The following is a 21,261-nucleotide window of genomic DNA, read 5'->3' as shown; positions in this document are numbered from 1 at the left end:
CGCTGATCTCTCTGAAGGACATGTCCATTCGCGTGGATGGCCGAACCATTCTTGAACATGTGAACGCCTCGGTTTCCGAAGGCGAGATCGTCACGATTGTCGGACCAAACGGATCGGGTAAATCGACCCTTCTGCGCGCGATGATTGGTGCGGTCGCTCCTGCCCAAGGCACCGTGCAACGCGCGTCAGGCCTGCGTATCGGTTATGTGCCCCAGAAACTGGCGCTTGATGCGGCCTTGCCTATGACGGTTCAGCGGTTTTTGGGTCTTCCCAAGCGCATCTCGGCTCGTGACGCCATCAATGCACTAGACATTGCCGGGGTCCCTGACCTTCGCAGCAGGCAGATGACGAAACTGTCCGGCGGCCAGTTCCAGCGTGTTCTTCTGGCGCGCGCTTTGCTGGAAAATCCGCAACTGCTGCTTTTGGACGAGGCGACACAAGGGCTTGATCAGCCCGGTGCGGCTGCGTTCTACCAACGGATTGAGCAGGTTCGCCGCGATTTGGGCTGTGCGGTCGTGATGGTCAGCCACGACCTGCATGTGGTCATGGCGGCCTCGGACCGAGTGCTGTGTCTGAACGGGCATATATGCTGTGAAGGCTCGCCCAACACTGTCGCTGACGCACCTGAATACCGGGCATTGTTCGGCAGCGGCACCAAGGGCACCATGGCTTTGTATCAACATAAGCACAGCCATTCCCACCATCACGATCACCATCACGCACAGGACAATACCAACTGATGCTGGACGATTTTATGGTACGCGCCGCCCTTGCGGGGGTTGGCGTTGCAATTGCGGCGGCCCCTCTGGGTTGTTTCGTGGTCTGGCGTCGCATGGCTTATCTGGGCGAGGCGACCGCGCATGCCTCGGTTTTGGGGGTTGCGCTGGCGCTTGCGTTTTCGCTGCCATTCCTGCCCGCTATTATCGCTGCCGCTCTGGCCATGGGTCTGACCGTGACGCTGCTGCGTGGCAAGGGTTTTGCCATGGACACACTGCTGGGCGTCATCGCCCATACTGCACTGGCAGCCGGATTGGTCACCGTAGCCTTGTTGGCGGATGTCCGGCTGGACCTGAACGCCTTTTTGTTCGGCGACATCCTAGCCGTCACCAAAATCGATTTGGCGACAATCTGGGTTGGCGGCACACTGATCCTTGCCCTGATGATCTGGAGGTGGTCCGCCCTGTTGGTGGCCACGCTCAACCCGGACCTGGCCTACGCCTCGGATATCGACCCAAAGCGCGAAGAAATGTGGCTGACCCTTGCCATGGCTCTGGTCGTGGCCGTTGCAATCAAGGTAGTCGGTGTTCTTTTGATCGCAGCCTTGCTGGTAATCCCGGCGGCGGGTGCACGGTCTTTGGTCAGAACACCCGAAGCCATGGCATTCTATGCCGCGATCATAGGCTCTGTGGCCGCATTGGGCGGGCTGTGGGGCGCGTATCTGGCCGACACGCCAGCCGGACCCAGCATCGTTTGTGCAGCGGCTTTGATCTTTGTTGCAACCGCGCTGTTTGGCCCTTTGATCCGCAAGGAATAAAACGGGGTCCAAAGCTCTGGTTCCGTTCGGGAAAAACTGCTACGCAGCACATGACTGACACAAATGGAGACACCGATGACCCGTGCAATTCTGATTGGCCTGGCCCTGTTCACCCTCACCGCTTGTGAAACCGCAAAGGGCGCAGGCAAAGACATCGAGAAAGCAGGCGACGCGATTCAAGGCGCGGCCACGGACGTGCAGGAAAACCTGTAAACCACCCGATTTACGCAATGCCGGGGCAATCACCTCAACATATAGTTGATGCCAGCAACGATCCACAGTAAACTCCGGATCACAGGTGCATAGACGCGGTATTGCATTTCTGACAACACGACGGGGTTCTTGTGAAAGCACAAGAACCCCGTTCCCTTTATTAAAGGGGATAGAGTGGCAGTCTGTTTCAAGCCAATGTCCGGCAAAAGGAAAAGGCGTCAGGTGCGCAGACGCGGTCCATGCATGCATCCTTGCGGATACTCCTGACGCCTTGCCGGGTCGACACGTCCGAGGAACGTCCCGAGCCAGTTGCCCCGGCCCCCAAAAGGGCCAAAGCCGCTGCGTCGTACCTGCTGGCACCACACAGCACGCGCCGACCTTCTGAGAGGGTAATCGCCTGATCCAAATTCGAAACCTAGATCAGCCACTTGCCCACCGGTAAATCATTGCAACAAAAAACAAATCCTAAAATCTGCCCTTATCGCTCTGACCCCCTGGCCTTTGCGCCCCGCTCAGGTTCCGAAGAACCGTTGCAGTAATCAGACTGTTACATTGGGGTCTGTCTCGAACAAGAAAATAGCACTGCAGCATGAAAATTAGACGGGGATAAGATGTTGATATGTGCCGGGAAACTTATGTGGATAACTCTGGAAACATCGAAGTGCCACTGGCTTGGCGGTGGAAAAATAAAATCATCCGACAATAACGCAATTTTGCAGTCTTTCTGCGAGTGCAAAGGCCATTAAACGGTCAAATTGGTAAAAACCGTGAGATTCTCTGATCTCCAGAGGCAAGTTTCCAAGAATCGATCCCACTTTTCGCAGCGGACATAATGTGAGTTTTGGGTCGAGCGCCATTGCCCACTTACTGCAATACCGCGCTGAAGGATCGCGAAACCCGGCTGGCCTGTACCGAGGAACGCCGCTTTTTGGCATAGACCAATCCGAGCCCTGTCGCAGGTGGCACCATCACCGCCCGACCCGCCCCCTCACTGAGGGGATCATAGTTCCGCTTTTTGAGAAGCGCTCCGACCCGATCAGGATTACCTATTACGTACTGCAACAAACCGCAGCCAGTACCCCCTACAGACCGATCGGGCCGGAAACGCTTCAGTTCACCTGACGTTCCAGAACGGTGCTATAGGTCGTTCCGTTACGCAGGCTACGGAAATCCGCATAGATCTTTCCATCTTCGTACCGGGCGTCGATCAACGCGTTTGCGCCGATGATCATGGGCGAGGTTTCGATGATCCCGATACTTCCCGAACCGTCCAGGCTGATGGTGCCGGTGGCCTCATTTTCGTTCCACTCGGCATCGCCTTCACGACGCCATTTGCTGGGACCCCAGAACACGTTGTCTTCCTGAATCTGGACATCCAGCATCCATTCGGCCTGATTGAACCTGGGCTCGTCGCCGCGTTGATAATGGCTTGGTGAAACGGTTGTGTACGAGCCCAACCAGGTACCGCGCAGATCCGGCGCGGTATCGGCCAGCGCGGCCGTTCCAAGGGTGAGGGTCGTGGCCAAAGCGGCTGCTCCGGCAGTCATGTATCTGGTCATTGGCTCTCTCCTTCTGTCGGGCCGATGCTGGCCTGGTCAACAGATTGGAAGGGTGCGATCCAGTTGCAACTTACCTTAGGGAAACTTCATAATTGGTTCATCCAACCCTCAGACATCCACAGCGAACGGGGGCACGCCATACCGCGCACCCCCGCCGTAAATCATTGTGAAAATTGATCTATTCTATTGTGATACTGCCTGTGATCGTATTCACGAACTTTTTGGTGTCAGGATCGGTCAGCGACGAAAAACTCCCGCCTCCGGTGGCGCTGGCCCAATTGCCCGAGCCACCCGAGACAGTCCAGTCGCCAGTCAAAGCCCCATCCGCACCAAGGCCCGTCGCCGTCCAGGTCATCACCGCCTTATCGCCCGAGGTGGTATCGAACACGCAATTCCCGGTGCCCGAGACCGAGGCCCCGTTGACCAGCAGCGCGCCGAAACACGACCCCGTTGCCCCCTCCAGCGGGTGCCCGGCGGCGACCTCGAAACTGTCATAGTCGGTCTGCGTTTTGACCACGGCGTTCCCGTCCGAAATGCCATAGACCTGGTTCGCATTCACCCCCGTGCCCTTGGCTGCGGCGTCATAGGTCTCGGCCTGGGCCAAACCTGCGGACAAGCCGAGGGTCAGGACTGTGGCTGCGGTCGTCGTTAAGAATTTGTGCATAATAACCTCTCATTTCTGAGGGTCATGCGTTGCAGGCACCCCAAGAATATAGCCGCCCAAACGCGGTCCCCCGCGGACACAATAACAGATTGAGATGTGTGCGTCTAAAACGGGGATCCGGGCGTCGCGGTTCAGCCTTCGAGTTTGCGGGCCACCAGATACGAGACCGGGAACGCCGCCACGAACCCAACGACGGCAGCGATCAGGATGGTTGTCCACGATGATGTGTATCCCATGGCCAGAACCGCAATCACGGCGGCCCCGGCAAGGGTGGAACCAAGGAAGATGTGAAGGATCAGCGTCAGGGGCGACATAGGGGCCTCGTTTTTGTCAGTCTGTTTGTGCGCACCTTAAAACCAAGCTTGAGGGTGGTCCTTGATCTGGGTCAGAATAAGTGGAAGTTCGAGGCGCGATCAGGCCCATGCCAAGGCCGTGCCGACCAGGACAAGGCCAATCCCGGCGACTTCGCGACCAGAGAAGTTTTCGCCGAACAGGAAGTAAGAGGCGATGGCGATCAGAACAACCTCGCCCCCAGAATGCCGGTATAGATGATGCCCAACCGCTCCTCGCGCAGCGCGGCGAGTTCGAGCGTTGCCCCGGCCAGCAGGGTTGCGACGATCAGCAGGCCGAGGCCCACACCGGGGAGTTTCCACCAAAACTTCATCGCGATCATGGCCACGGAATAGAGACCCGCCGACCCGAGGGCGATGATAGGGATCATGGATGTGGACATCTGCGCCTCCTGCAGAGGGTTCCGTTGGTCAAGTGTAGCATGTTGAAATAGCAGGGAATGTGATGTGGTTTTCAGTGGATTGCTCATCGGCACTGCACCTGCAAAAAACGAAATAGTAGCGCGATTACAAAACTTTGGGGCATGGTCCTTAACTTTTCCGCTATTGGTATTTAGTATTGGCTATCCGGAAATCATTCGATATCGAGGGGCATGTAAGACTTTAGTCGCCGACAGGTAGCAACACTTTACAAATCATGCCCCATTTAATTACGTGCCACAGCAAAACTGTGGGGAGTATCGCGGCTCAACATGGTTGGCTCGTTGGAGCGCGATACACCAACTTACGAGATATAAAGACTTTTTCTGAAATCGGTTTGATCGATATTGACTGGAAAAATTACGATTTCGAAAAGCACATGTGGGCAGTAAAAAAAACTAAGCCCCTTGTGACGATCGCGCGTGACTTAGAGGACATTGAACAATCAGAAGAAGTATTCTCGCAGGCCGCACAGCTGGCCAAGCACGCGCACAATGTTTGCATTGTTCCCAAAGACCTAAAACTAACAGGTCAAGTAAATAGCTTTGTGCCAGAACAATTCATGCTGGGGTATAGTACACCGACAAAGTACGGTGGGACGCAATTACCCCTAACTGACTTCGTAAATAGACCTATCCACATCCTAGGAGGCAGACCTGATGTGCAAAGAGAACTGGCGAGTAGCCTTCAAATCTTTAGTTTGGACGTAAACCGATTCTCACTTGACGCTCGCTTTGGAGACTATTTTAATGGTTCTCGCTTTGTTCCCCATCCAATTGGGGGGTATCTTAGGTGTTTAGAAGACTCCATAAAGAACATAAGCTCAATGTGGGAGGTGTCAGATGGACGTTACTGAAGAATCTCCAACTGCCGCAGTAAAGGGCAAGCGACCTGAGTTTCTGATCGCAATGTATCAACAACTTATGGCGGACATAAATCGCCACATCATGGTTGTATGGCAGTCTGTCGCAACCGTTGCCGGTTCGTTGCTATTTATCTCGTTAAGCGAAAAGGGTGAGTTGGACACGGAATATGCCGTTACTCTGATACTAATTGTTGCGTTCTGGCAGCTAATGCACATCGTAGACTCTAGCTATTGGTACAATAGAAACCTCGCAATGATCGCTAACATTGAGCGGTTGTTTCTTTTTCAGTCTGATTTGAGAGATGTTCATTATTACTTCGGCAAGCATCGCTCAAAGAACAAGATGATTAACCATCTGAGAATACAAGCTTTTCTCAGCTTTGCAGTATTGCTTTCTACAGCAGTGTATTACTTGGAGTACTTGTTCGAGGCTGAGATTGCGTTTAAGCAATGGGTTCCCTTTATCGTGTTCGTTCTGGGTTCGATTATTGCGCTATATCAGTACTTTGGAAGGAACGCTGAGTACAAGGAGTTCATCGGAAACTCCCCAGGCCAAGATGTTGACACAGAGCAAATAAACTATGGCACTGGGCATCCGGCCGACTAACATCTATCCGTCCATCTTCAACGCTGAAATAAACGCCTCCTGCGGAATATCCACCTTCCCGAACTGACGCATCTTCTTCTTACCTGCCTTCTGCTTGTCCAGCAGTTTGCGTTTCCGCGTGGCGTCGCCGCCATAGCATTTCGCAGTCACGTCCTTGCGCAGCGCCGAGAGGGTCTCGCGGGCGATGACCTTGCCGCCAATGGCCGCCTGGATCGGGATTTTGAACATGTGGCGCGGGATCAGGTCCTTGAGCTTTTCGCACATCGCCCGGCCCCGCATCTCGGCCCGGTCGCGGTGAACCATGGTCGACAGCGCATCGACCGGCTCGTCATTCACCAGCACCGACATCTTGACCAGATTATCCTCGGTATAACCGGTCATCTGGTAGTCGAACGAGGCATAGCCCTTGGTCACCGATTTCAGCCGGTCGTAGAAGTCAAAGACGACCTCGTTCAGCGGCAGGTCATAGACGACCATGGCGCGGCTGCCCGCATAGGTCAGGTCCAGCTGGATGCCGCGGCGGTCCTGACACAGCTTCAGCACGTCGCCGAGGTATTCGTCTGGCACCAGAATAGTCGCTTTGATGCGCGGCTCTTCGATATGGTCGACCTTCGACGGATCGGGCATGTCGGCGGGGTTGTGCAGCTCGATCATTTCACCGTCTTTCATGTAGACGTGATAGATCACCGACGGCGCTGTGGTGATGAGCTCGATATCATATTCGCGTTCGATGCGGTCGCGGATGACCTCAAGGTGCAGAAGGCCGAGGAAGCCGCAGCGGAAGCCAAAGCCAAGTGCTGCCGAGGTTTCCATCTCAAAGCTGAAGCTGGCGTCGTTCAGGGCCAGCTTGTCGATCGCATCCCGCAGGTCTTCGAATTCGGAACTGTCGACGGGGAACAGACCACAGAACACCACCGGCTGTGCGGGTTTGAAGCCGTCCAGAGCGATTTCGGTGCCGTTGCGGTCATTGGTGATCGTGTCGCCGACGCGGGTGTCGCGAACCTGTTTGATCGAGGCGGTCAGAAAGCCGATCTCACCGGGGCCGAGGCTGTCGACCATCTCCATCTCAGGACGGAAGACCCCGACGCGGTCGACATGGTGCAGGGTGTTGTTCGACATGAACTTGACCCGCATCCCCTTTTTCAGCGTGCCGTCCATGATGCGGACCAAAACGATGACGCCGAGATAGGCGTCGTACCACGAATCCACCAGCATCGCCTTGAGCGGCGCGTCCACGTTGCCCTGCGGTGCGGGCAGTTGCTGTACGATGGCCTCAAGCGTTTCGTGGATGCCCTGCCCCGTCTTGGCGCTGACCTGAATAGCGTCGGTCGCATCAATGCCGATCACGTCCTCGATCTGTTCGGCCACGCGGTCACAGTCGGACGCGGGCAGGTCGATCTTGTTCAGCACCGGCACGATCTCATGATCGGCGTCGATGGCCTGATACACATTCGCCAGCGTCTGCGCCTCAACCCCTTGGGTCGAGTCCACAACCAGCAGAGACCCCTCAACCGCACGCATGGAACGCGAGACTTCATAGGCGAAGTCTACGTGGCCGGGAGTGTCGATCAGGTTCAGAACGTATTTCTCGCCATTGTCAGCGGTATAGTCGATGCGAACCGTGTTGGCCTTGATGGTGATGCCACGCTCGCGCTCGATATCCATGCTGTCGAGCAGCTGTTCCTTCATGTCGCGATCCTTGACTGTTCCGGTCTCTTGGATGAGCCGGTCAGCAAGGGTGGATTTGCCATGGTCGATATGCGCGACGATGGAGAAATTGCGGATATGAGCGAGGTCTGTCATGGAGTGGGATATGTCCGGAGATTTGGGTCTCGTCAAGCCGTGAAGCGTTGCAGCATAGGCGCGCAGAGGGTCTTTCTACCTTAATGCATTTACCCAATATTCGCGAACGGCTAGGATTATGCCGTTGATTGGCCCGAACACTAACGAGAAAGCAGTTTAAACGTTGGCCGACTATTCGATTTTTGTTCTTGGTGAAAGCCAACTGTCGATCACGGTGCCTCAGGGGTTGGACGGCATCACTCAGGGCACGGGTATTCACTTGATCGGGCAGACGATCACGATTGACTCTCGCGCGGCGACCGAGGTCTTCATCACCGATGCCGGAAGCGACACTAATTTTGCCGACAACGATGGAAATCAGCGTTTAGATGGCGACCAGACCATTGACGGCACGCTATTCACCGACGGCACGATAGTTGAGGCTGAGTACGGCATCACCTTAACAGATGGAGTCAACACATGGCAGGCGGTTGCGTTCAACGTGAACAACTCTTCTCCGGCCTACGCAACCGTTGAAGGGATTGCCTTTATCGGAGGGCCCGGCCAGTTTCCTCCTGCTGGCGTGCCCTTGACCGTCGTTAGCACACAAGAAGGCCCGAGCTTTGATGAAAGCGAATATGTTACACCGATCTGCTATGATGCGGGAACATTAATAGAAACGGAACAGGGTCACCTGCCCATCGAAGCATTGAAGCTTGGTGACAAGGTTTGGACACAAGATGATGGGTTTGTTCCGGTGCAATGGACAGGTGTACAGGATGTTATTGCTGCAGGCCGCTTCAAGCTAGTGAAAATTCCTGTTGGCGTTCTGTCCAACTTTGCCCCGCTCAAAGTCTCTCAGCAACATAGGATACTGATTTCACATCCATTGGCAGAGTTGTTGTTCACAGAGCATGAAGTTTTTGTCCCGGCCATAAGCCTTGTGGATGCCGGTGTCGCATATCTTGCTACGGATCAATCGGCCCGCTTTCATCACTTTTTACTGGAACGGCATAACGTCGTCCGGGCGAACGGCGCAGCCTCCGAAAGTCTGCTGGCCACATGCCAGACGGATCAGCTAAACCCAGACAGGCTGTTTTTTCCCGAACTCACGGGGCGTGTCAGGGAAACAACACAGACGGCAAGGCTAGCCTTAAAACGCCGCGAGGCCGCATTTTTGCTCCAATTGCTGTTGTCCATTGATCCGCAATCCCGATTGATTCATACTCCGCCGCAGACCGAGAGGGGCGTCAGATCTCTCCGGGCAGGCAAAAACGAGGCATGAGCATGAAGAAGTTCCTCTTAATAGCATTTTGCGCGACGACGCTGACGGCGGTGGTGCCGTTCGCAGAAGCAGCGCAGATCAAACGGGCGTGTCTGGCATCAGATCGGTCGGCGGCGACTCGGGATCGGTGTAGCTGTATCCAACGCGTGGCCAATCAGGCGTTGACCCGCAGCGACCAGAAGACCGTCGCCAAATGGTTCTCGGACCCCCATCAGGCGCAAGAGTTGAAGATGTCCCAGACCGCGCGCGATGATGCGCTGTGGGATCGGTATCAGAACTTTGGCCAGATGGCACAGGCGATCTGCAGCTAAGTCACTCTGAATCCTTGACCTGATCCGCCCTGCGCCCCAGAAAAGGCGCAGCGAAAGGTGTATCTGATGGTAATGAAAGGGCTGACCCTGCGCGGGCTCGAAGTGTTCGAAGCCCTGGCGCGGACGGGATCGGTGGCGCAGGCGGCCGAGATCACGGGCCTCAGCCAGCCTTCGGTGTCACAGCAATTGCGCAATCTGGAAAACGCCCTTGGCACCGAATTGGTGGATCACGGGCGACGCCCGATGCGGCTGACACAGGCCGGGCACAGCTTTCTGGCACGGACCGAGGCAGTTCTGGCCGAGCTGCAAATGGCACAAAGCGAGTTGACCGTGATGGACCTGGGGCACCTCACCACTTTGTCCATCGGGCTGATCGACGACTTTGACAATGACCTGACGCCTCGATTGGCGACCCTGTTGGCCGACAGCCTGACACGGTCGAATTTCAAACTCATTACCCTGCCCAGCCTGGATCTTTTCGCCGAGTTGGAAGCGCAGCGCTTGCACCTGATGGTATCGGCCCATTCCGGCGAAGTGCTTGAGGGTGTGGTCGAATATCCTTTAGTCCGTGACCCATTTATTCTGGTGACCCCCAAGGGGGTCGACAATGCCACGCAGGACCTGCCCTTTCTGCGTTATGCCCGTGAACAGCTGATCAGCCGCCAGATCGAGTCGCATCTGGCACGGCAGCAACAGAAATATGAGGAACGGTTCGAGATCGGCTCGCATCTTGCCTTAATGGCCATGGTCGCACGCGGGTTGGGCTGGGCGATCACAACGCCGCTGGGCTATATGCGGGCGGCGCGTTTCCACGACGCGCTGGCGGTCCATCCCGTACCATTCGGAGAGTTTTCGCGCACAATTTCCCTGTTCACGCGCACCGATTGGTCCGATCAGGTTCCACAAGAGGTCGCGGGCATGATGCGCCGCCTGATGCGCAATCAGATCGTCGACCCGGCGTTGGTGCAACTGCCATGGCTGACGGATAAGCTGAAAGTAATGGGTTAGGCCCGCAGATGCGCGTGAAGCCCTTCAACGGCAGCTTCAATTAGGTCCAGCGCCCCGTCGAAATCACGGGTGTAATACGGATCGGGTACATGATCGGCACCCGTTTCGGGTGCGAAATCGGTGAGCAACTGTACAGGGGTGGTGCTCCCAGCGGGGCGCAACGCCTCGATATTTGCAATGTTTTCGGCGTCCATACCGATGATCAAATCGAACCGTTCGAAATCCTCGGCTGTAAACAGACGGGCTCGCAGGTCGCTAAGGTCAATTTCGCGGGCCTGTGCCGCTGCCTGCATCGGCCCATAAGGCGGATTGCCAATATGCCAGCCCGAGGTTCCAGCGCTGTCGGTGGTGTGATGCGGAGCGCGGGCGCGAAACGCACCTTCGGCAGCAGGAGAACGACAGATATTGCCCAGACAGACAAAGAGGATACGGTGGGTCATGGGCCAAGGTGTAACGCGCAGGGCAAAGATGGAAAAGATCGTCATACTGACAGGGGCCGGTATTTCTGCCGAAAGCGGGTTGGGCACCTTCCGCGAGGAAGGCGGGTTATGGGCGCAGCACCGGATTGAGGACGTCGCCACTCCCGAAGGGTTCGCCCGCGATCCCGCTCTTGTTCACCGGTTCTACAACGCCCGGCGCGTGCAGGCCGCCAAGGCCAAACCCAACGCAGCGCATGCCGCGCTAGCACGACTGCAAATGAACTTTCCCGGAGAGGTGGTGATCGTCACTCAGAATGTCGACAGCCTGCACGAATCTGGCGGTGCCGAGCGTGTGATCCACATGCATGGCACGTTGGCCGGGGCGTTTTGCCCGGCATGCAACCACCGCTGGGCTTCACCACCCGAGATGGCCATGGACGAACCCTGTCCCGCCTGCGCTGCGCCGACCGCGCGACCGGATGTGGTCTGGTTTGGCGAGATGCCCTATCACATGGACGCAATCTACGACCATCTGGCCGAAGCGACCCTGTTTGCTGCCATCGGCACCTCGGGTCAGGTCTATCCCGCCGCCGCCTTTGTTCATGAAGCCTTGCAATCCGGCGCCCGCACGGTTGAACTGAACCTCGAACCTTCAACCGGAGCCTCCAGTTTTGATGAGGTCATTCTCGGCCCCGCAACGGAAACAGTCCCATCTTGGGTAGATGGCTTGCTCAGCCCCAGATGACTGCAGACACCGGCAGAATTTTCCGTTTATAGTAAAGGCCTAACCAGCTGGGAGAGCATCATGTCAGACCCTCAATCCCCGCGCGAGGAAATCCTTGAGGATAGCACTTTGGACGGTCGCGACGCCTTGGGCGATCAGCTCGCAGACCTGTGGTGGACGTTCCTGTTGCGCGGCATCTTCGCTGGGGCGCTGGGCATCGCTGCGCTGTTCTGGCCGACAGGCAGCATTTCACTGCTGTTGCGTCTGGTCGGTTTGCTTCTGATCGTGGATGGTGGCCTGACCCTGCTGGGCTTCGGTCGGCGTGGATTGATAGGGGGCGTCGGGGTCGGCGCCCTGTTGATCGGTCTGGTACTGCTCATCTGGCCCGAAGGCGTGGCGCGGCTGACCTTCTTCTTGTTAGGGGCGTGGGCCCTGATCATCGGCGTTGGCTCGCTGATGGCCTGGCGGCAAATGTCGGATCAACACCCCGATGCGTCCTCAGTCCGCAATTCCGGGGTCATTGCACTGCTTATCGGGTTGGTGCTGATCTTCTGGCCCGGCAGCGGGATGGTGGCGCTTGGATGGGCCATCGCTTTTGGGGCGCTGGCCTTCTCGGCGGTGATGTTCTGGCTGACCGCCCGGTTCAAACGCGCCCATGATCGGGTCGCCATGCGCGTAGTAAATCGCTAACCACCTCTGGAAACGGCAACAGGCCGGGCAAAGCCCGACCTGACGCATGGATGAGGGCCGCAGCGCGGCCTGAAGACAGGCGTTGCCTCAGTTCGAATGTGTCCCGTGGCCGCCGACGTCCTGACGTTCCAAATCAACCGGCACCTCGATCTCGATCTCTCCGGCCTTCTCAAAAATCAGCGTCACCGGTACGGTCCCGCCTTGCTCGAACGGAGCGGTCAGTCCCATGAACATCACATGGTCGCCACCGCGTTTCAGCATGTGGGTCTCGCCCGCTGGAATGACAAAACCTTCCTCGACGTGGATCATCTGGGCCACACCGTTTTCATCTATGTTATGGGTGTGCAGCTCAACACGTGCAGACGCATCGGATTCCACGCCAACCAGCCGGTCGTCCGTCTCACCTGTGTTTTTAATCATCATAAAGGCAGCACCGGCTTTGGCCGTTTTGCCTGCGGACCGCGCATACGCGTCATCAACGGCAATCGTATCCTGTGCAAAAGCAGATGTTGCCAGCGTTGCAGCGACCAGAGTGGTCAGAAGTTTGGATTTGAGCGACATCGCGCCTCTCCTTGTATAAGTGTCTGAAAGAAAATGTGTCTTCAGATCACAACCGGAGGCGCGCGCGCCGGTCTGAAGGGCACCGGCAGGGCAACCAGATTGCCTGTCTTACGCAAAGGTGCGGGCTGAACCTGTTCTGGCGCAACGGGCATGGCTGATGCCGGGACAACAACCGCCCCCAACAGGGTCAGCGCGTATTCAGGGCAGAAATGAGGGGACTGAGTCGGTTGGCCTTCGGCGTCCATATAGACCACCACCGGGCCCGAACCGGTGCACAGCACCATCTGCCCCACCGCCCTGTCCATTCCGCGCGATGCAGACACCCCCTGCCCCGTCAAAATAACGAGCAGCGAAAGTGCCAAAGGCAGAAATCTGTTCAGAACGGGTTTCATCCTGCGCCTGATATAGGCCGGACATGAAGCGGGCTTCAAGCGCAATCGATCTACTTGAAACCCGCGACTACGGGATGCGTGTCAGCTGTCCACGCCGGGACGTTTGACAGATCCTTTGGTCAGGCTCGTATGCAACCTGTTCACCTGTCGTTGCATCCGAAAGCATGTCCCAAACGTCTTGCCAAAAAAGGCAGCCAACAGGGAGAAGAAATCAGACAATTTTAAAGACATGGGGGTAAACTCCGCCAGATGAATATGACTAAACATAAAACAGTCTTGGCGCAGGGTATGTGAACAACATCACCGTTCCTGAATATTTAGTTCCGTTTCAGGAGCAGATTACGCAAGAAAAAACCCTGCACCTTTCGGTACAGGGTTGAATTCTTTCAAGGAAAAAGGGCTTAGGCCGTGGCTTGGGCCTTGGCAATTTCCTTTTTCACTTTCAGTGCGTTTGCCGACAGCTCTTCGTCCTTGGCTTTGGCCAGGAACGCGTCCAGACCACCGCGGTGGTCGACCGAGCGCAAAGCAGCCGCCGAGATACGCAGCTTGACGCCACGGCCAAGGGTTTCGGACTGCAGGGTGACGTCGTTCAGGTTCGGCAGAAAACGACGACGAGTTCTGTTTTTGGCGTGGCTGACATTGTTGCCAGTCATCGGGCCTTTTCCGGTCAGTTCGCAACGGCGCGACATGGTTTCTTCCTTTGTTTCTGGAGGCCGGGCACGATGCCAGCGGCCAAATCACAAGGGGCGCAACCCGAAGTCGCGCCCGAAAACTGGTTGGATGCGTGTAGTGGGAATCGCCAGAAGGGTCAAGACAGATCGCGCGAAATCTTTGCTCAGGCATCACCGGGCGGTTGGATACACGCCTGCAGAAGCGGTTTTTTGTTTTTGCGATGGCGTTCCAGCAGATGCGCCTGCTGCCGTCGGTGCGGAATATAGCGAGCGGGCCGCGGTGTCAGCTTCTTTTCGAACAACTCGGGAAATATCTCAAATATTTCTCGGCGGGCCTCTGAACTTAGCGTTTTGAGCGCTTCGGGCCCTGTAAACAGGCTTTCCGTCGGCGCGCCTTCGGCAAAGATGACCTGATGTTGATCGAAAAGCAGATGGTAGTACTCAACCGATGTGACGTCTTCGTCCACGAAAATACCGGGCAAAGCTGTTAGCTTGATGGCGGGAATCAGCACTTCGCGTTCGTCGAACATGCGTTGAGCAATGGGGGACTGGACCAGCATCCGATGTTGTCGCGAAACCAATAAGTCCCGACTTGGAAAACCGCCGCCCAGCGCCCCTGCCAGAATTCGAATGGGATAAAGTTTGGGATTCCTCTTCAATCCGTCCAGATCAAAGCGTCGCCTCCCGATCCAGCGAATCTGTTGCAACCCCTTACCCAGTGTCTCGATCATGTCACCGGTGCAGAGATCTTGGATAAGCACCGGGCCGGATCGTGTCAAAATCTCAGTGTCGCGTGTGAAGCATGGAACCCCCGTTCCGTTCTCGAATGCCTGATAGGAGACGGACGGTCCAGACGGTAGGTTCGACGGCAGGATAAAAGTGCCGCTTGAGACCGAGTAGGAAACGCCTTCCTCAACTGTGAAAGTTCCAAACGTATCGTCGGTGACGACCGTGCCAACGGGCAGGTTCAAGCTGTCCGTTCCACCGCCACCGCGAACGTCGCCTGTAACGTTTGTGCTGTTGATGTTCAGGGTATCGTTGCCCTGCCCCAGCCGAACATCACCAACGGTAGATCCCTGAAGGTTGACCGTATCGTCATCAATTCCGGCATTAACTTGCCCGACCACAGTACTGCCGGTGATAACGATATCGTCGTCTCCGCGATTGCCCCGCACGGAACCGGAAATCGTACTGTTGGTAACGGTGACGTCGTCATCGCCCTGTCGGGCACGTATATTGTCAATCGGTCCTGGTACCGTCGTCCCGTTTAGAGACCCGGTATTGTCAGTGACTTCAATATCGTCGTCGTTATTCGTCCCGTTGATATCGGGCATATTCGACGGTTCCTGTCGCCTGGGCCAATCGCACAACTCAAAATTGCATTCGCGTCGATCTTACACGACAAATGATGAACACGCCACTCTGCCCGGCCGGTCAGTCTGTCGCCAATTTAGCCAGCATTTGTTTGGCTGCAATTGATGGGCTAAGGGCGCCCTCACCGACCTGGGTGCTGAAACGATCCATCATCGCGCGCGCCTGTGGTGTTTCGAGCCGGGCCAACAGAGCATGACGGACCTCTTGATCAAACCAATATCGCGCTTGATTGGTTCGATTGACCTCCCAATGGCCAGCTTCACGCCGCCAGTCGGTCAGTGATTGCATTTCGGACCATGCGTCTTCCAAGCCGTGTTCTTCGACCGCCGACACTGTCATAGCCTTGGGGAACTCCTCGGGGTCCTGCGGACGCTTTCGCAACAGGCGCAGCGCTCCGGCATAGTCGGCGCAGGTGCGGATGGCTGTAGGCTTCAGATCTCCGTCTGCCTTGTTGATCAGAATCATGTCGGCCATTTCCATGATGCCGCGCTTGACACCTTGCAATTCGTCTCCGCCCGCTGGGGCCAGCAGCAACAGGAACAGGTCGGACATCTCGGACACCACGGTTTCCGACTGGCCCACACCCACGGTTTCGATCAGCACCACATCGAAAGCGGCGGCCTCGCACAGGGCAATCGCCTCGCGCGTACGTCGGGCCACACCACCCAGATGCGACTGGCTGGGGGATGGGCGAATAAAGGCGTTTCTCTCGCGACTCAGACGTTCCATCCGGGTCTTGTCGCCCAGAATCGAACCTCCGGAGCGGGACGAGCTAGGGTCCACCGCCAGCACCGCCACCCGCAGCCCTTGGGCGATCAGCATCATGCCAAAGCTCTCGATAAAGGTGGATTTGCCGACCCCCGGCGTTCCTGACAAGCCTATGCGCAGCGATTGCCGCTTGGATTTGGCCAGATGCGCCAGCAATTCGGTCGCCTGCGCCCGGTGATCCTCACGGCCGCTTTCGACCAGAGTAATGGCGCGGGCAAGTGCGCGCCGTTCACCGGTCAAAATCCTGTCGCTCAGGCTGTCTATGTCCATTTGATCCTCGATATTTTGCGGCACGACTACTTGCCGCCCCGACAAGCCGTTTGTCCAGACTGGACCGCTGCGGAAATACGCCGCACGCCAATTATTCGCGCCCATGTGTTGCCGTTCTTCCGCTGTTAGCGGTCGTGCTACTCCGGTTCGCACTGCGCGCATGGCGGAACTGGACCTTGCCGAGCCGTTGGCGGATAAAGCCCGCATGACACGACTGCCCATCGATGACGCCATCCCAGACCTGCTTTCGGCCCTCAAGGATTCAGGCCGCGCCGTGCTTCAGGCCCCTCCGGGGGCAGGTAAGACTACACGGGTTCCCCTGGCGATACTCGAGGCGGGATTGTGCGACGGCAAGATCGTGATGTTAGAGCCGCGCAGGCTGGCCGCACGCGCCGCTGCTGAACGGATGGCTGACACTTTGGGTCAACGCGCGGGTGAAACCGTGGGCTACCGGGTGCGCGGCGAGGCGAAGGTTTCAAAAACAACCCGGATCGAGGTCGTGACCGAAGGCATCCTGACCCGAATGTTGCAATCCAACCCGGATCTACCGGGTGTGGGTGCCGTGATCTTCGACGAATTCCACGAACGATCCCTGAACGCCGATCTGGGATTGGCCTTGTGTTTGGAAGTCACCGGAGCGCTGCGGGATGATCTGATGCTGCTGGCCATGTCGGCAACGCTGGACGCCGAACCGGTCGGACAGTTGATGGGCGCACCTTTGGTCACCTCCGAAGGGCGTAGTTATCCGGTTGAAACGCGCTGGCTGGACCGCCCTTTGGGCACTCAGGCACGACGGCTGGACGCTCTGGTCGATCTGGTTGTTCAGGCCGAGCGGGACACGCGCAAAACCGGCGGCGGGATGTTGGTGTTCTTGCCAGGTGAGGGCGAAATTCGCCGGGCCCAGGCCGCCTTGTCCGCGCGCCTGCCGGAGAACTGCGTGCTGCGTCCCCTGTTCGGGGCCATGCCCTTTGCCGCCCAGCGCACCGCAATTGCCCCGGTGGATCAAGGGCGCAAAGTGGTGTTGGCCACGTCGATCGCCGAAACCTCACTGACCATTCCCGACATTCGGGTCGTGGTTGATATGGGGCAAGCGCGACGGGCGCGGTTCGATCCCGGTTCGGGCATGTCCCGTTTGGTAACCGAGCGTGTAACCCGCGCCGAAGCCACCCAGCGCGCCGGCCGCGCAGGCCGCGTGGCCGAGGGCAAGTGTTACCGGTTGTGGTCCAAGGGTGAAGAAGGCGCGCTGTCCGCCTACCCCCCGGCCGAGATCGAGGCCGCGGACCTGACAGGTTTGGCATTGGAACTGGCGCTGTGGGGTGCGGAACCGGGCGATCTGGCCTTTCTGACACCGCCGCCCGAAGGCACGATGGCCGAGTCAAAGGTTCTGCTGACGATGCTAGGGGCGCTGGATGCAAAGGGGCGGATTACTGAACACGGGCGCGCCCTGGCTGCCCTGCCCCTGCATCCGCGTCTGGGTCATATGTTGGTGTCTGCCGGTTCCGGCGCCGCCACTTTAGCCGCATTGATGGCCGAACGCGATCCGCTAAATGGCGCGCCGTCAGACGTATTACTGCGGCTAGAGGCGCTGCGCGACATCCGCGCGTTTCAACGCAACCGCGTCTGGCACGTGAATGTGGGCGCAGTGGATCGGATCAAAGCCGAAACCAAACGTCTGCGTACCAAGGGCCAGGCCAGTGATCTGAGCCCCGCCGCCATGGCCGCGTTGGCCTATCCCGACCGCATCGGACAGCGCCGCAAGGGTGACGTTCCCCGCTATGTTCTGTCAGGCGGCAAAGGTGTGGCGCTGGACAGCGGCGATACGCTGGCCGCGGCACCTTATCTGGTGGTCACGGACACCGACGGTAATCCGCGCGAAGCAAGGGTGCGCATGGCCGCCCAGATCAGCGAAGGCGAAATCCGCGATCTGTTTTCCGGGCAAATCAGCTGGGTCGACAGCTGCGCCTGGTCAAAACGCGACCGCCGGGTGGTGGCGCGCAAACAGGAAAGATTGGGCGCTATCACGCTAAGCGACCGTCTGTGGAAGGACGTGCCGGACGAGGCCGTGGCGCAGGCCATGCTGGATGGCGTGCGCGATCTTGGATTGCGTCTGGACGGGGCGGCGGCGCGGTTGGCGGCACGGGTTGAACTGGTGCGGGCCGAAGGGACTGATCTGCCTGACTTTACCATCGAAGGGCTGACAGACACGCTTGAGGACTGGCTGCTGCCCATGCTCTCGGGCGTGCGCAACGCCGAAGAGTGGAAGCGGTTCGACCTGCTACCCGCCCTGCGCGCCCGGCTGGACTGGACCCAGACGCAAGAACTGGATCGCCGCGCGCCCGGATCATTTGAAACACCGCTGGGCCGCAAGGTGCCGATTGACTATGGCGGTGCAGTGCCCGAGATTTCCGTGCGCCTGCAAGAGTTGTTTGGCGTCACGCGACACCCGGTTGTAGGGGGCGAGGCGTTGAAAATCACCCTGCTTTCTCCTGCACAGCGTCCAATCCAGATTACCCGCGATCTACCGGGATTCTGGGCGGGTTCTTACGCCGATGTTCGCAAAGATATGCGTGCGCAATACCCCAAACATCCCTGGCCCGAAGACCCGACACAGGCCGACCCAACCCTGCGCGCCAAACGGCGGAAATGACGGCCATCTCGCCACTTATGTTAGAGTTGGTTCAGGCAATTGTTTGTATCAGCCCAATTTCACTGTTATGTGCCGTCGTTTCAGGCAATAAAAGCACAGGATCGATCGACCAATGACGAAATGGCTGCGAAAAATCTGGGATGAGGTCGCCCGACCTATTTTCCTGCGCCCGCAACGGGTTCAGTTTGCAGCCCTATGCACCCGTGAAACCCCAAACGGACCAGAAGTCTTGTTGATCACAAGCCGCGACACCGGGCGCTGGATCATTCCCAAAGGTTGGCCGGTTGATGGCATGGACGGCGCAGAAACAGCGCTGCAGGAGGCGTGGGAAGAGGCAGGCGTACGGGCGCCGAACCCCTCCAAGGAACCGATAGGGCACTATACCTACGACAAAATCCTGAATGACGGCACAGCCTATCCGGTTTTGACCAGTGTCTACCGGGTTGATGTTCAGGACCTGGAAGATGACTTTCCCGAAGCTGGCAAGCGCGAGCGGGTGTGGGTTTCGCCCTCAACTGCGGCAGATCGTGTTAATGAGCCGGAATTGCGCGATTTGCTGCTGCAAGTGTGATAGTTTCGCAAAAAATTGATAACAAAACTGTTGTCCCGAGGGGGGAAACCGTCTAGCCGCGTGCCGAAATGCACTGGCTGCTCGAAAAAAGATCATGTCGAATTTGACCTCGAAATCCCGCTGGCAGGCTCTGGACAGCGACCTTCACCGTATCTCGCGCGTTGAGAATGCCAACGCGCATGTGGCGCGCCCGCTGCTGGCCCCCGGTATTTCGCTGGCCTTTATTGCGCTGGCCGGCTTGTCGGCGGCGATATTGTTCGGGTTGGCGGATGGCGGCCTGATCGTCGCTGCGGCAGCCGCCTTCGGGGCCTATATGGCGATCAATATCGGCGCTAATGACGTGGCCAACAACATGGGGCCTGCGGTTGGTGCCAACGCCCTGACCATGGGTGGTGCCATCGTCATTGCTGCCATTGCCGAAAGTGCCGGTGCCCTTTTGGCAGGCGGAGATGTCGTTTCGACCATCTCTAAGGGGATAATCGATCCGGCCTCGGTTCAGACGAGCAATGTATTCATCTGGGCAATGATGGCTGCGCTGATTTCGTCGGCCTTATGGGTCAATTTGGCCACCTGGGTCGGAGCACCTGTGTCGACGACGCACTCGGTCGTCGGCGGCGTGATGGGGGCCGGCATCGCCGCAGCGGGCCTGAGCGCCGTCAACTGGAGCACAATGAGCGCGATTGCCGCAAGCTGGGTAATCTCGCCGGTATTGGGTGGCTTGATCGCGGCCGGTTTTCTGGCGCTGATCAAAGCCAAGATTCAATACCAGGACGATAAAATTGCGGCTGCACGGCGCTGGCTACCGATCCTTGTGGCCGTAATGGCCGCGGCGTTTGCCACCTATCTGGCCGTTAAGGGTCTCAAGCGGATCGTTAAGATTGAGCTTGAGGTGGCGCTGCTGATCGGCCTTGCCACAGCGTTCCTGGTCTGGGCGGCGACGGTGCCCTGGGTGCGGCACAAATCCGAGGGGATGGAAAACCGCACCAAATCGCTGAAAACACTGTTCGGCCTGCCGCTGGTCATCTCGGCCACATTCCTCAGCTTTGCGCATGGCGCCAATGACGTGGCCAACGCGGTCGGCCCCTTGGCCGCTATCGTCCACGCAGCGGAATTCGGCGACTTTGCCGCAAAAGTCGCGATCCCCAACTGGGTCATGGTGATCGGCGCCTTTGGAATATCTTTCGGCCTGTTTCTGTTCGGGCCCAAATTGATCCGCATGGTGGGCAGTCAGATCACCAAACTGAACCCAATGCGGGCCTTCTGCGTGGCGCTGTCGGCAGCCATTACCGTTATCGTGGCCAGTTGGCTTGGCCTGCCGGTCAGCTCAACTCATATCGCCGTGGGCGGCGTGTTTGGTGTTGGTTTCTATCGCGAATGGCATTCAGATCGCCGGTGGAAACAGTCCAACCGCCAGCGTCCTGTCGAACAGCGGCTGGCCCGGGAAGAGCATCAGCGCCGCAAGCTGGTGCGGCGTTCACATTTCATGACCATCGTGGCCGCCTGGGTGATCACGGTCCCCGCAGCCGCAGCCATGTCAGCGACAATATTTCTAATTCTGACGGCTTTCGCCTAAACC

Annotated in this window: 24 protein-coding genes; 13 read left to right on the top strand and 11 right to left on the bottom strand. The window is 57.7% G+C overall.

Annotated elements, in window-relative coordinates:
• Positions 1 to 20: 20 nt before the first annotated feature.
• The 3 genes from AB1A64_RS20015 to AB1A64_RS20005 all read left to right on the top strand — a co-directional run bounded on the left by AB1A64_RS20015 (position 21) and on the right by AB1A64_RS20005 (position 1,747).
• Complete coding sequence (locus AB1A64_RS20015) at positions 21 to 740, top strand: metal ABC transporter ATP-binding protein (protein ID WP_366553624.1); 720 nt, start codon at positions 21 to 23, stop codon at positions 738 to 740.
• Complete coding sequence (locus AB1A64_RS20010) at positions 740 to 1,534, top strand: metal ABC transporter permease (protein WP_366553554.1); 795 nt, start codon at positions 740 to 742, stop codon at positions 1,532 to 1,534. The genes AB1A64_RS20015 and AB1A64_RS20010 overlap by 1 nt, the downstream gene beginning before the upstream one ends.
• A gap of 75 nt (positions 1,535 to 1,609) precedes the next feature.
• Positions 1,610 to 1,747, top strand: coding sequence for an entericidin A/B family lipoprotein (locus tag AB1A64_RS20005; RefSeq protein WP_082643663.1), 138 nt, complete (start codon positions 1,610 to 1,612; stop codon positions 1,745 to 1,747).
• A gap of 1,109 nt (positions 1,748 to 2,856) precedes the next feature.
• Here AB1A64_RS20005 and AB1A64_RS20000 read toward each other — a convergent pair.
• From AB1A64_RS20000 to AB1A64_RS19985, 4 genes are all read right to left on the bottom strand, one after another.
• Positions 2,857 to 3,306 carry a hypothetical protein gene (locus AB1A64_RS20000; RefSeq protein ID WP_170351349.1) on the bottom strand — a complete coding sequence of 150 codons (450 nt, stop codon included), beginning with the start codon at positions 3,304 to 3,306 and terminating at the stop codon, positions 2,857 to 2,859.
• Between the two features lie 178 nt (positions 3,307 to 3,484).
• Complete coding sequence (locus AB1A64_RS19995) at positions 3,485 to 3,970, bottom strand: hypothetical protein (protein ID WP_366553553.1); 486 nt, start codon at positions 3,968 to 3,970, stop codon at positions 3,485 to 3,487.
• 131 nt (positions 3,971 to 4,101) lie between these two features.
• On the bottom strand, positions 4,102 to 4,284 hold the full coding sequence (locus AB1A64_RS19990; RefSeq protein WP_366553552.1) for a CTP synthetase: 183 nt from the start codon (positions 4,282 to 4,284) through the stop codon (positions 4,102 to 4,104).
• 200 nt (positions 4,285 to 4,484) lie between these two features.
• Positions 4,485 to 4,703, bottom strand: a complete 219-nt coding sequence (locus tag AB1A64_RS19985) for a hypothetical protein (protein ID WP_366553551.1) — start codon at positions 4,701 to 4,703, stop codon at positions 4,485 to 4,487.
• Between the two features lie 254 nt (positions 4,704 to 4,957).
• Here AB1A64_RS19985 and AB1A64_RS19980 point away from each other — a divergent pair, with 254 nt between their 5' ends.
• Together AB1A64_RS19980 and AB1A64_RS19975 are read left to right on the top strand one after the other, a co-directional pair.
• Positions 4,958 to 5,596, top strand: coding sequence for a DUF6610 family protein (locus AB1A64_RS19980; RefSeq protein ID WP_366553550.1), 639 nt, complete (start codon positions 4,958 to 4,960; stop codon positions 5,594 to 5,596).
• Complete coding sequence (locus tag AB1A64_RS19975) at positions 5,583 to 6,212, top strand: hypothetical protein (RefSeq protein ID WP_366553549.1); 630 nt, start codon at positions 5,583 to 5,585, stop codon at positions 6,210 to 6,212. Before AB1A64_RS19980 ends, AB1A64_RS19975 begins: the two co-directional genes overlap by 14 nt.
• A gap of 3 nt (positions 6,213 to 6,215) precedes the next feature.
• On the opposite strand, the gene lepA is transcribed toward AB1A64_RS19975, so the two are convergent.
• Positions 6,216 to 8,015, bottom strand: a complete 1,800-nt coding sequence (gene lepA / locus AB1A64_RS19970) for a translation elongation factor 4 (RefSeq protein ID WP_366553548.1) — start codon at positions 8,013 to 8,015, stop codon at positions 6,216 to 6,218.
• A 163-nt stretch (positions 8,016 to 8,178) separates the two neighbouring features.
• Here lepA and AB1A64_RS19965 point away from each other — a divergent pair, with 163 nt between their 5' ends.
• The 3 genes from AB1A64_RS19965 (at position 8,179) to AB1A64_RS19955 (ending at position 10,598) form a co-directional block, all read left to right on the top strand.
• Positions 8,179 to 9,279, top strand: a complete 1,101-nt coding sequence (locus AB1A64_RS19965; protein ID WP_366553546.1) for a Hint domain-containing protein — start codon at positions 8,179 to 8,181, stop codon at positions 9,277 to 9,279.
• Positions 9,280 to 9,281: 2 nt separating this feature from the next.
• Complete coding sequence (locus AB1A64_RS19960; RefSeq protein ID WP_366553544.1) at positions 9,282 to 9,590, top strand: hypothetical protein; 309 nt, start codon at positions 9,282 to 9,284, stop codon at positions 9,588 to 9,590.
• A gap of 66 nt (positions 9,591 to 9,656) precedes the next feature.
• Positions 9,657 to 10,598 carry a LysR family transcriptional regulator gene (locus AB1A64_RS19955; protein ID WP_366553542.1) on the top strand — a complete coding sequence of 314 codons (942 nt, stop codon included), beginning with the start codon at positions 9,657 to 9,659 and terminating at the stop codon, positions 10,596 to 10,598.
• Here the strand turns inward: AB1A64_RS19955 and AB1A64_RS19950 are convergent.
• A complete protein-coding gene (locus tag AB1A64_RS19950; RefSeq protein ID WP_366553622.1) occupies positions 10,595 to 11,038 on the bottom strand; it encodes a low molecular weight protein-tyrosine-phosphatase in 444 nt (147 codons plus the stop codon). The genes AB1A64_RS19955 and AB1A64_RS19950 overlap by 4 nt on opposite strands.
• A gap of 28 nt (positions 11,039 to 11,066) precedes the next feature.
• On the opposite strand from AB1A64_RS19950, the gene AB1A64_RS19945 reads away from it, so the two are divergent.
• Both AB1A64_RS19945 and AB1A64_RS19940 read left to right on the top strand, forming a co-directional pair.
• Positions 11,067 to 11,762 carry an NAD-dependent deacylase gene (locus AB1A64_RS19945; protein ID WP_366553540.1) on the top strand — a complete coding sequence of 232 codons (696 nt, stop codon included), beginning with the start codon at positions 11,067 to 11,069 and terminating at the stop codon, positions 11,760 to 11,762.
• A 60-nt stretch (positions 11,763 to 11,822) separates the two neighbouring features.
• A complete protein-coding gene (locus tag AB1A64_RS19940) occupies positions 11,823 to 12,431 on the top strand; it encodes a DUF308 domain-containing protein (RefSeq protein WP_366553538.1) in 609 nt (202 codons plus the stop codon).
• 87 nt (positions 12,432 to 12,518) lie between these two features.
• Here the strand turns inward: AB1A64_RS19940 and AB1A64_RS19935 are convergent, their stop codons facing one another.
• The 5 genes from AB1A64_RS19935 to meaB all read right to left on the bottom strand — a co-directional run bounded on the left by AB1A64_RS19935 (position 12,519) and on the right by meaB (position 16,467).
• The gene (locus AB1A64_RS19935) at positions 12,519 to 12,992 is read right to left on the bottom strand and encodes a copper chaperone PCu(A)C (protein WP_366553536.1); all 474 of its coding nucleotides are present in this window, start codon (positions 12,990 to 12,992) and stop codon (positions 12,519 to 12,521) included.
• 41 nt (positions 12,993 to 13,033) lie between these two features.
• Entirely contained in the window at positions 13,034 to 13,384 is a 351-nt protein-coding gene (locus tag AB1A64_RS19930; protein WP_366553534.1) for a hypothetical protein, read from the bottom strand.
• 401 nt (positions 13,385 to 13,785) lie between these two features.
• The gene (gene rpmB / locus AB1A64_RS19925) at positions 13,786 to 14,073 is read right to left on the bottom strand and encodes a 50S ribosomal protein L28 (protein ID WP_050603240.1); all 288 of its coding nucleotides are present in this window, start codon (positions 14,071 to 14,073) and stop codon (positions 13,786 to 13,788) included.
• Positions 14,074 to 14,219: 146 nt separating this feature from the next.
• Positions 14,220 to 15,389, bottom strand: a complete 1,170-nt coding sequence (locus AB1A64_RS19920; RefSeq protein ID WP_366553532.1) for a Hint domain-containing protein — start codon at positions 15,387 to 15,389, stop codon at positions 14,220 to 14,222.
• Between the two features lie 100 nt (positions 15,390 to 15,489).
• A complete protein-coding gene (gene meaB, locus AB1A64_RS19915; RefSeq protein WP_366553620.1) occupies positions 15,490 to 16,467 on the bottom strand; it encodes a methylmalonyl Co-A mutase-associated GTPase MeaB in 978 nt (325 codons plus the stop codon).
• A gap of 205 nt (positions 16,468 to 16,672) precedes the next feature.
• Between meaB and hrpB the strand changes: the two genes are divergently transcribed.
• The 3 genes from hrpB (at position 16,673) to AB1A64_RS19900 (ending at position 21,258) form a co-directional block, all read left to right on the top strand.
• Positions 16,673 to 19,114: an ATP-dependent helicase HrpB gene (hrpB, locus tag AB1A64_RS19910; protein ID WP_366553618.1), complete on the top strand. Its 2,442-nt coding sequence runs from the start codon at positions 16,673 to 16,675 to the stop codon at positions 19,112 to 19,114.
• 112 nt (positions 19,115 to 19,226) lie between these two features.
• Entirely contained in the window at positions 19,227 to 19,685 is a 459-nt protein-coding gene (locus AB1A64_RS19905) for an NUDIX hydrolase (protein ID WP_366553530.1), read from the top strand.
• A 94-nt stretch (positions 19,686 to 19,779) separates the two neighbouring features.
• Positions 19,780 to 21,258 (top strand): inorganic phosphate transporter, encoded by a 1,479-nt coding sequence (locus tag AB1A64_RS19900; protein ID WP_366553528.1) that lies wholly within the window; start codon positions 19,780 to 19,782, stop codon positions 21,256 to 21,258.
• The last annotated feature ends 3 nt before the right edge of the window (positions 21,259 to 21,261 follow it).

It is taken from the genome of Ruegeria sp. ANG10, assembly GCF_040705255.1.
Classification (GTDB): Bacteria; Pseudomonadota; Alphaproteobacteria; order Rhodobacterales; family Rhodobacteraceae; genus Ruegeria.
The sequence above is the reverse complement of the archived record's forward strand: the minus strand, read 5'-3'. Positions and strand labels throughout refer to the sequence as shown.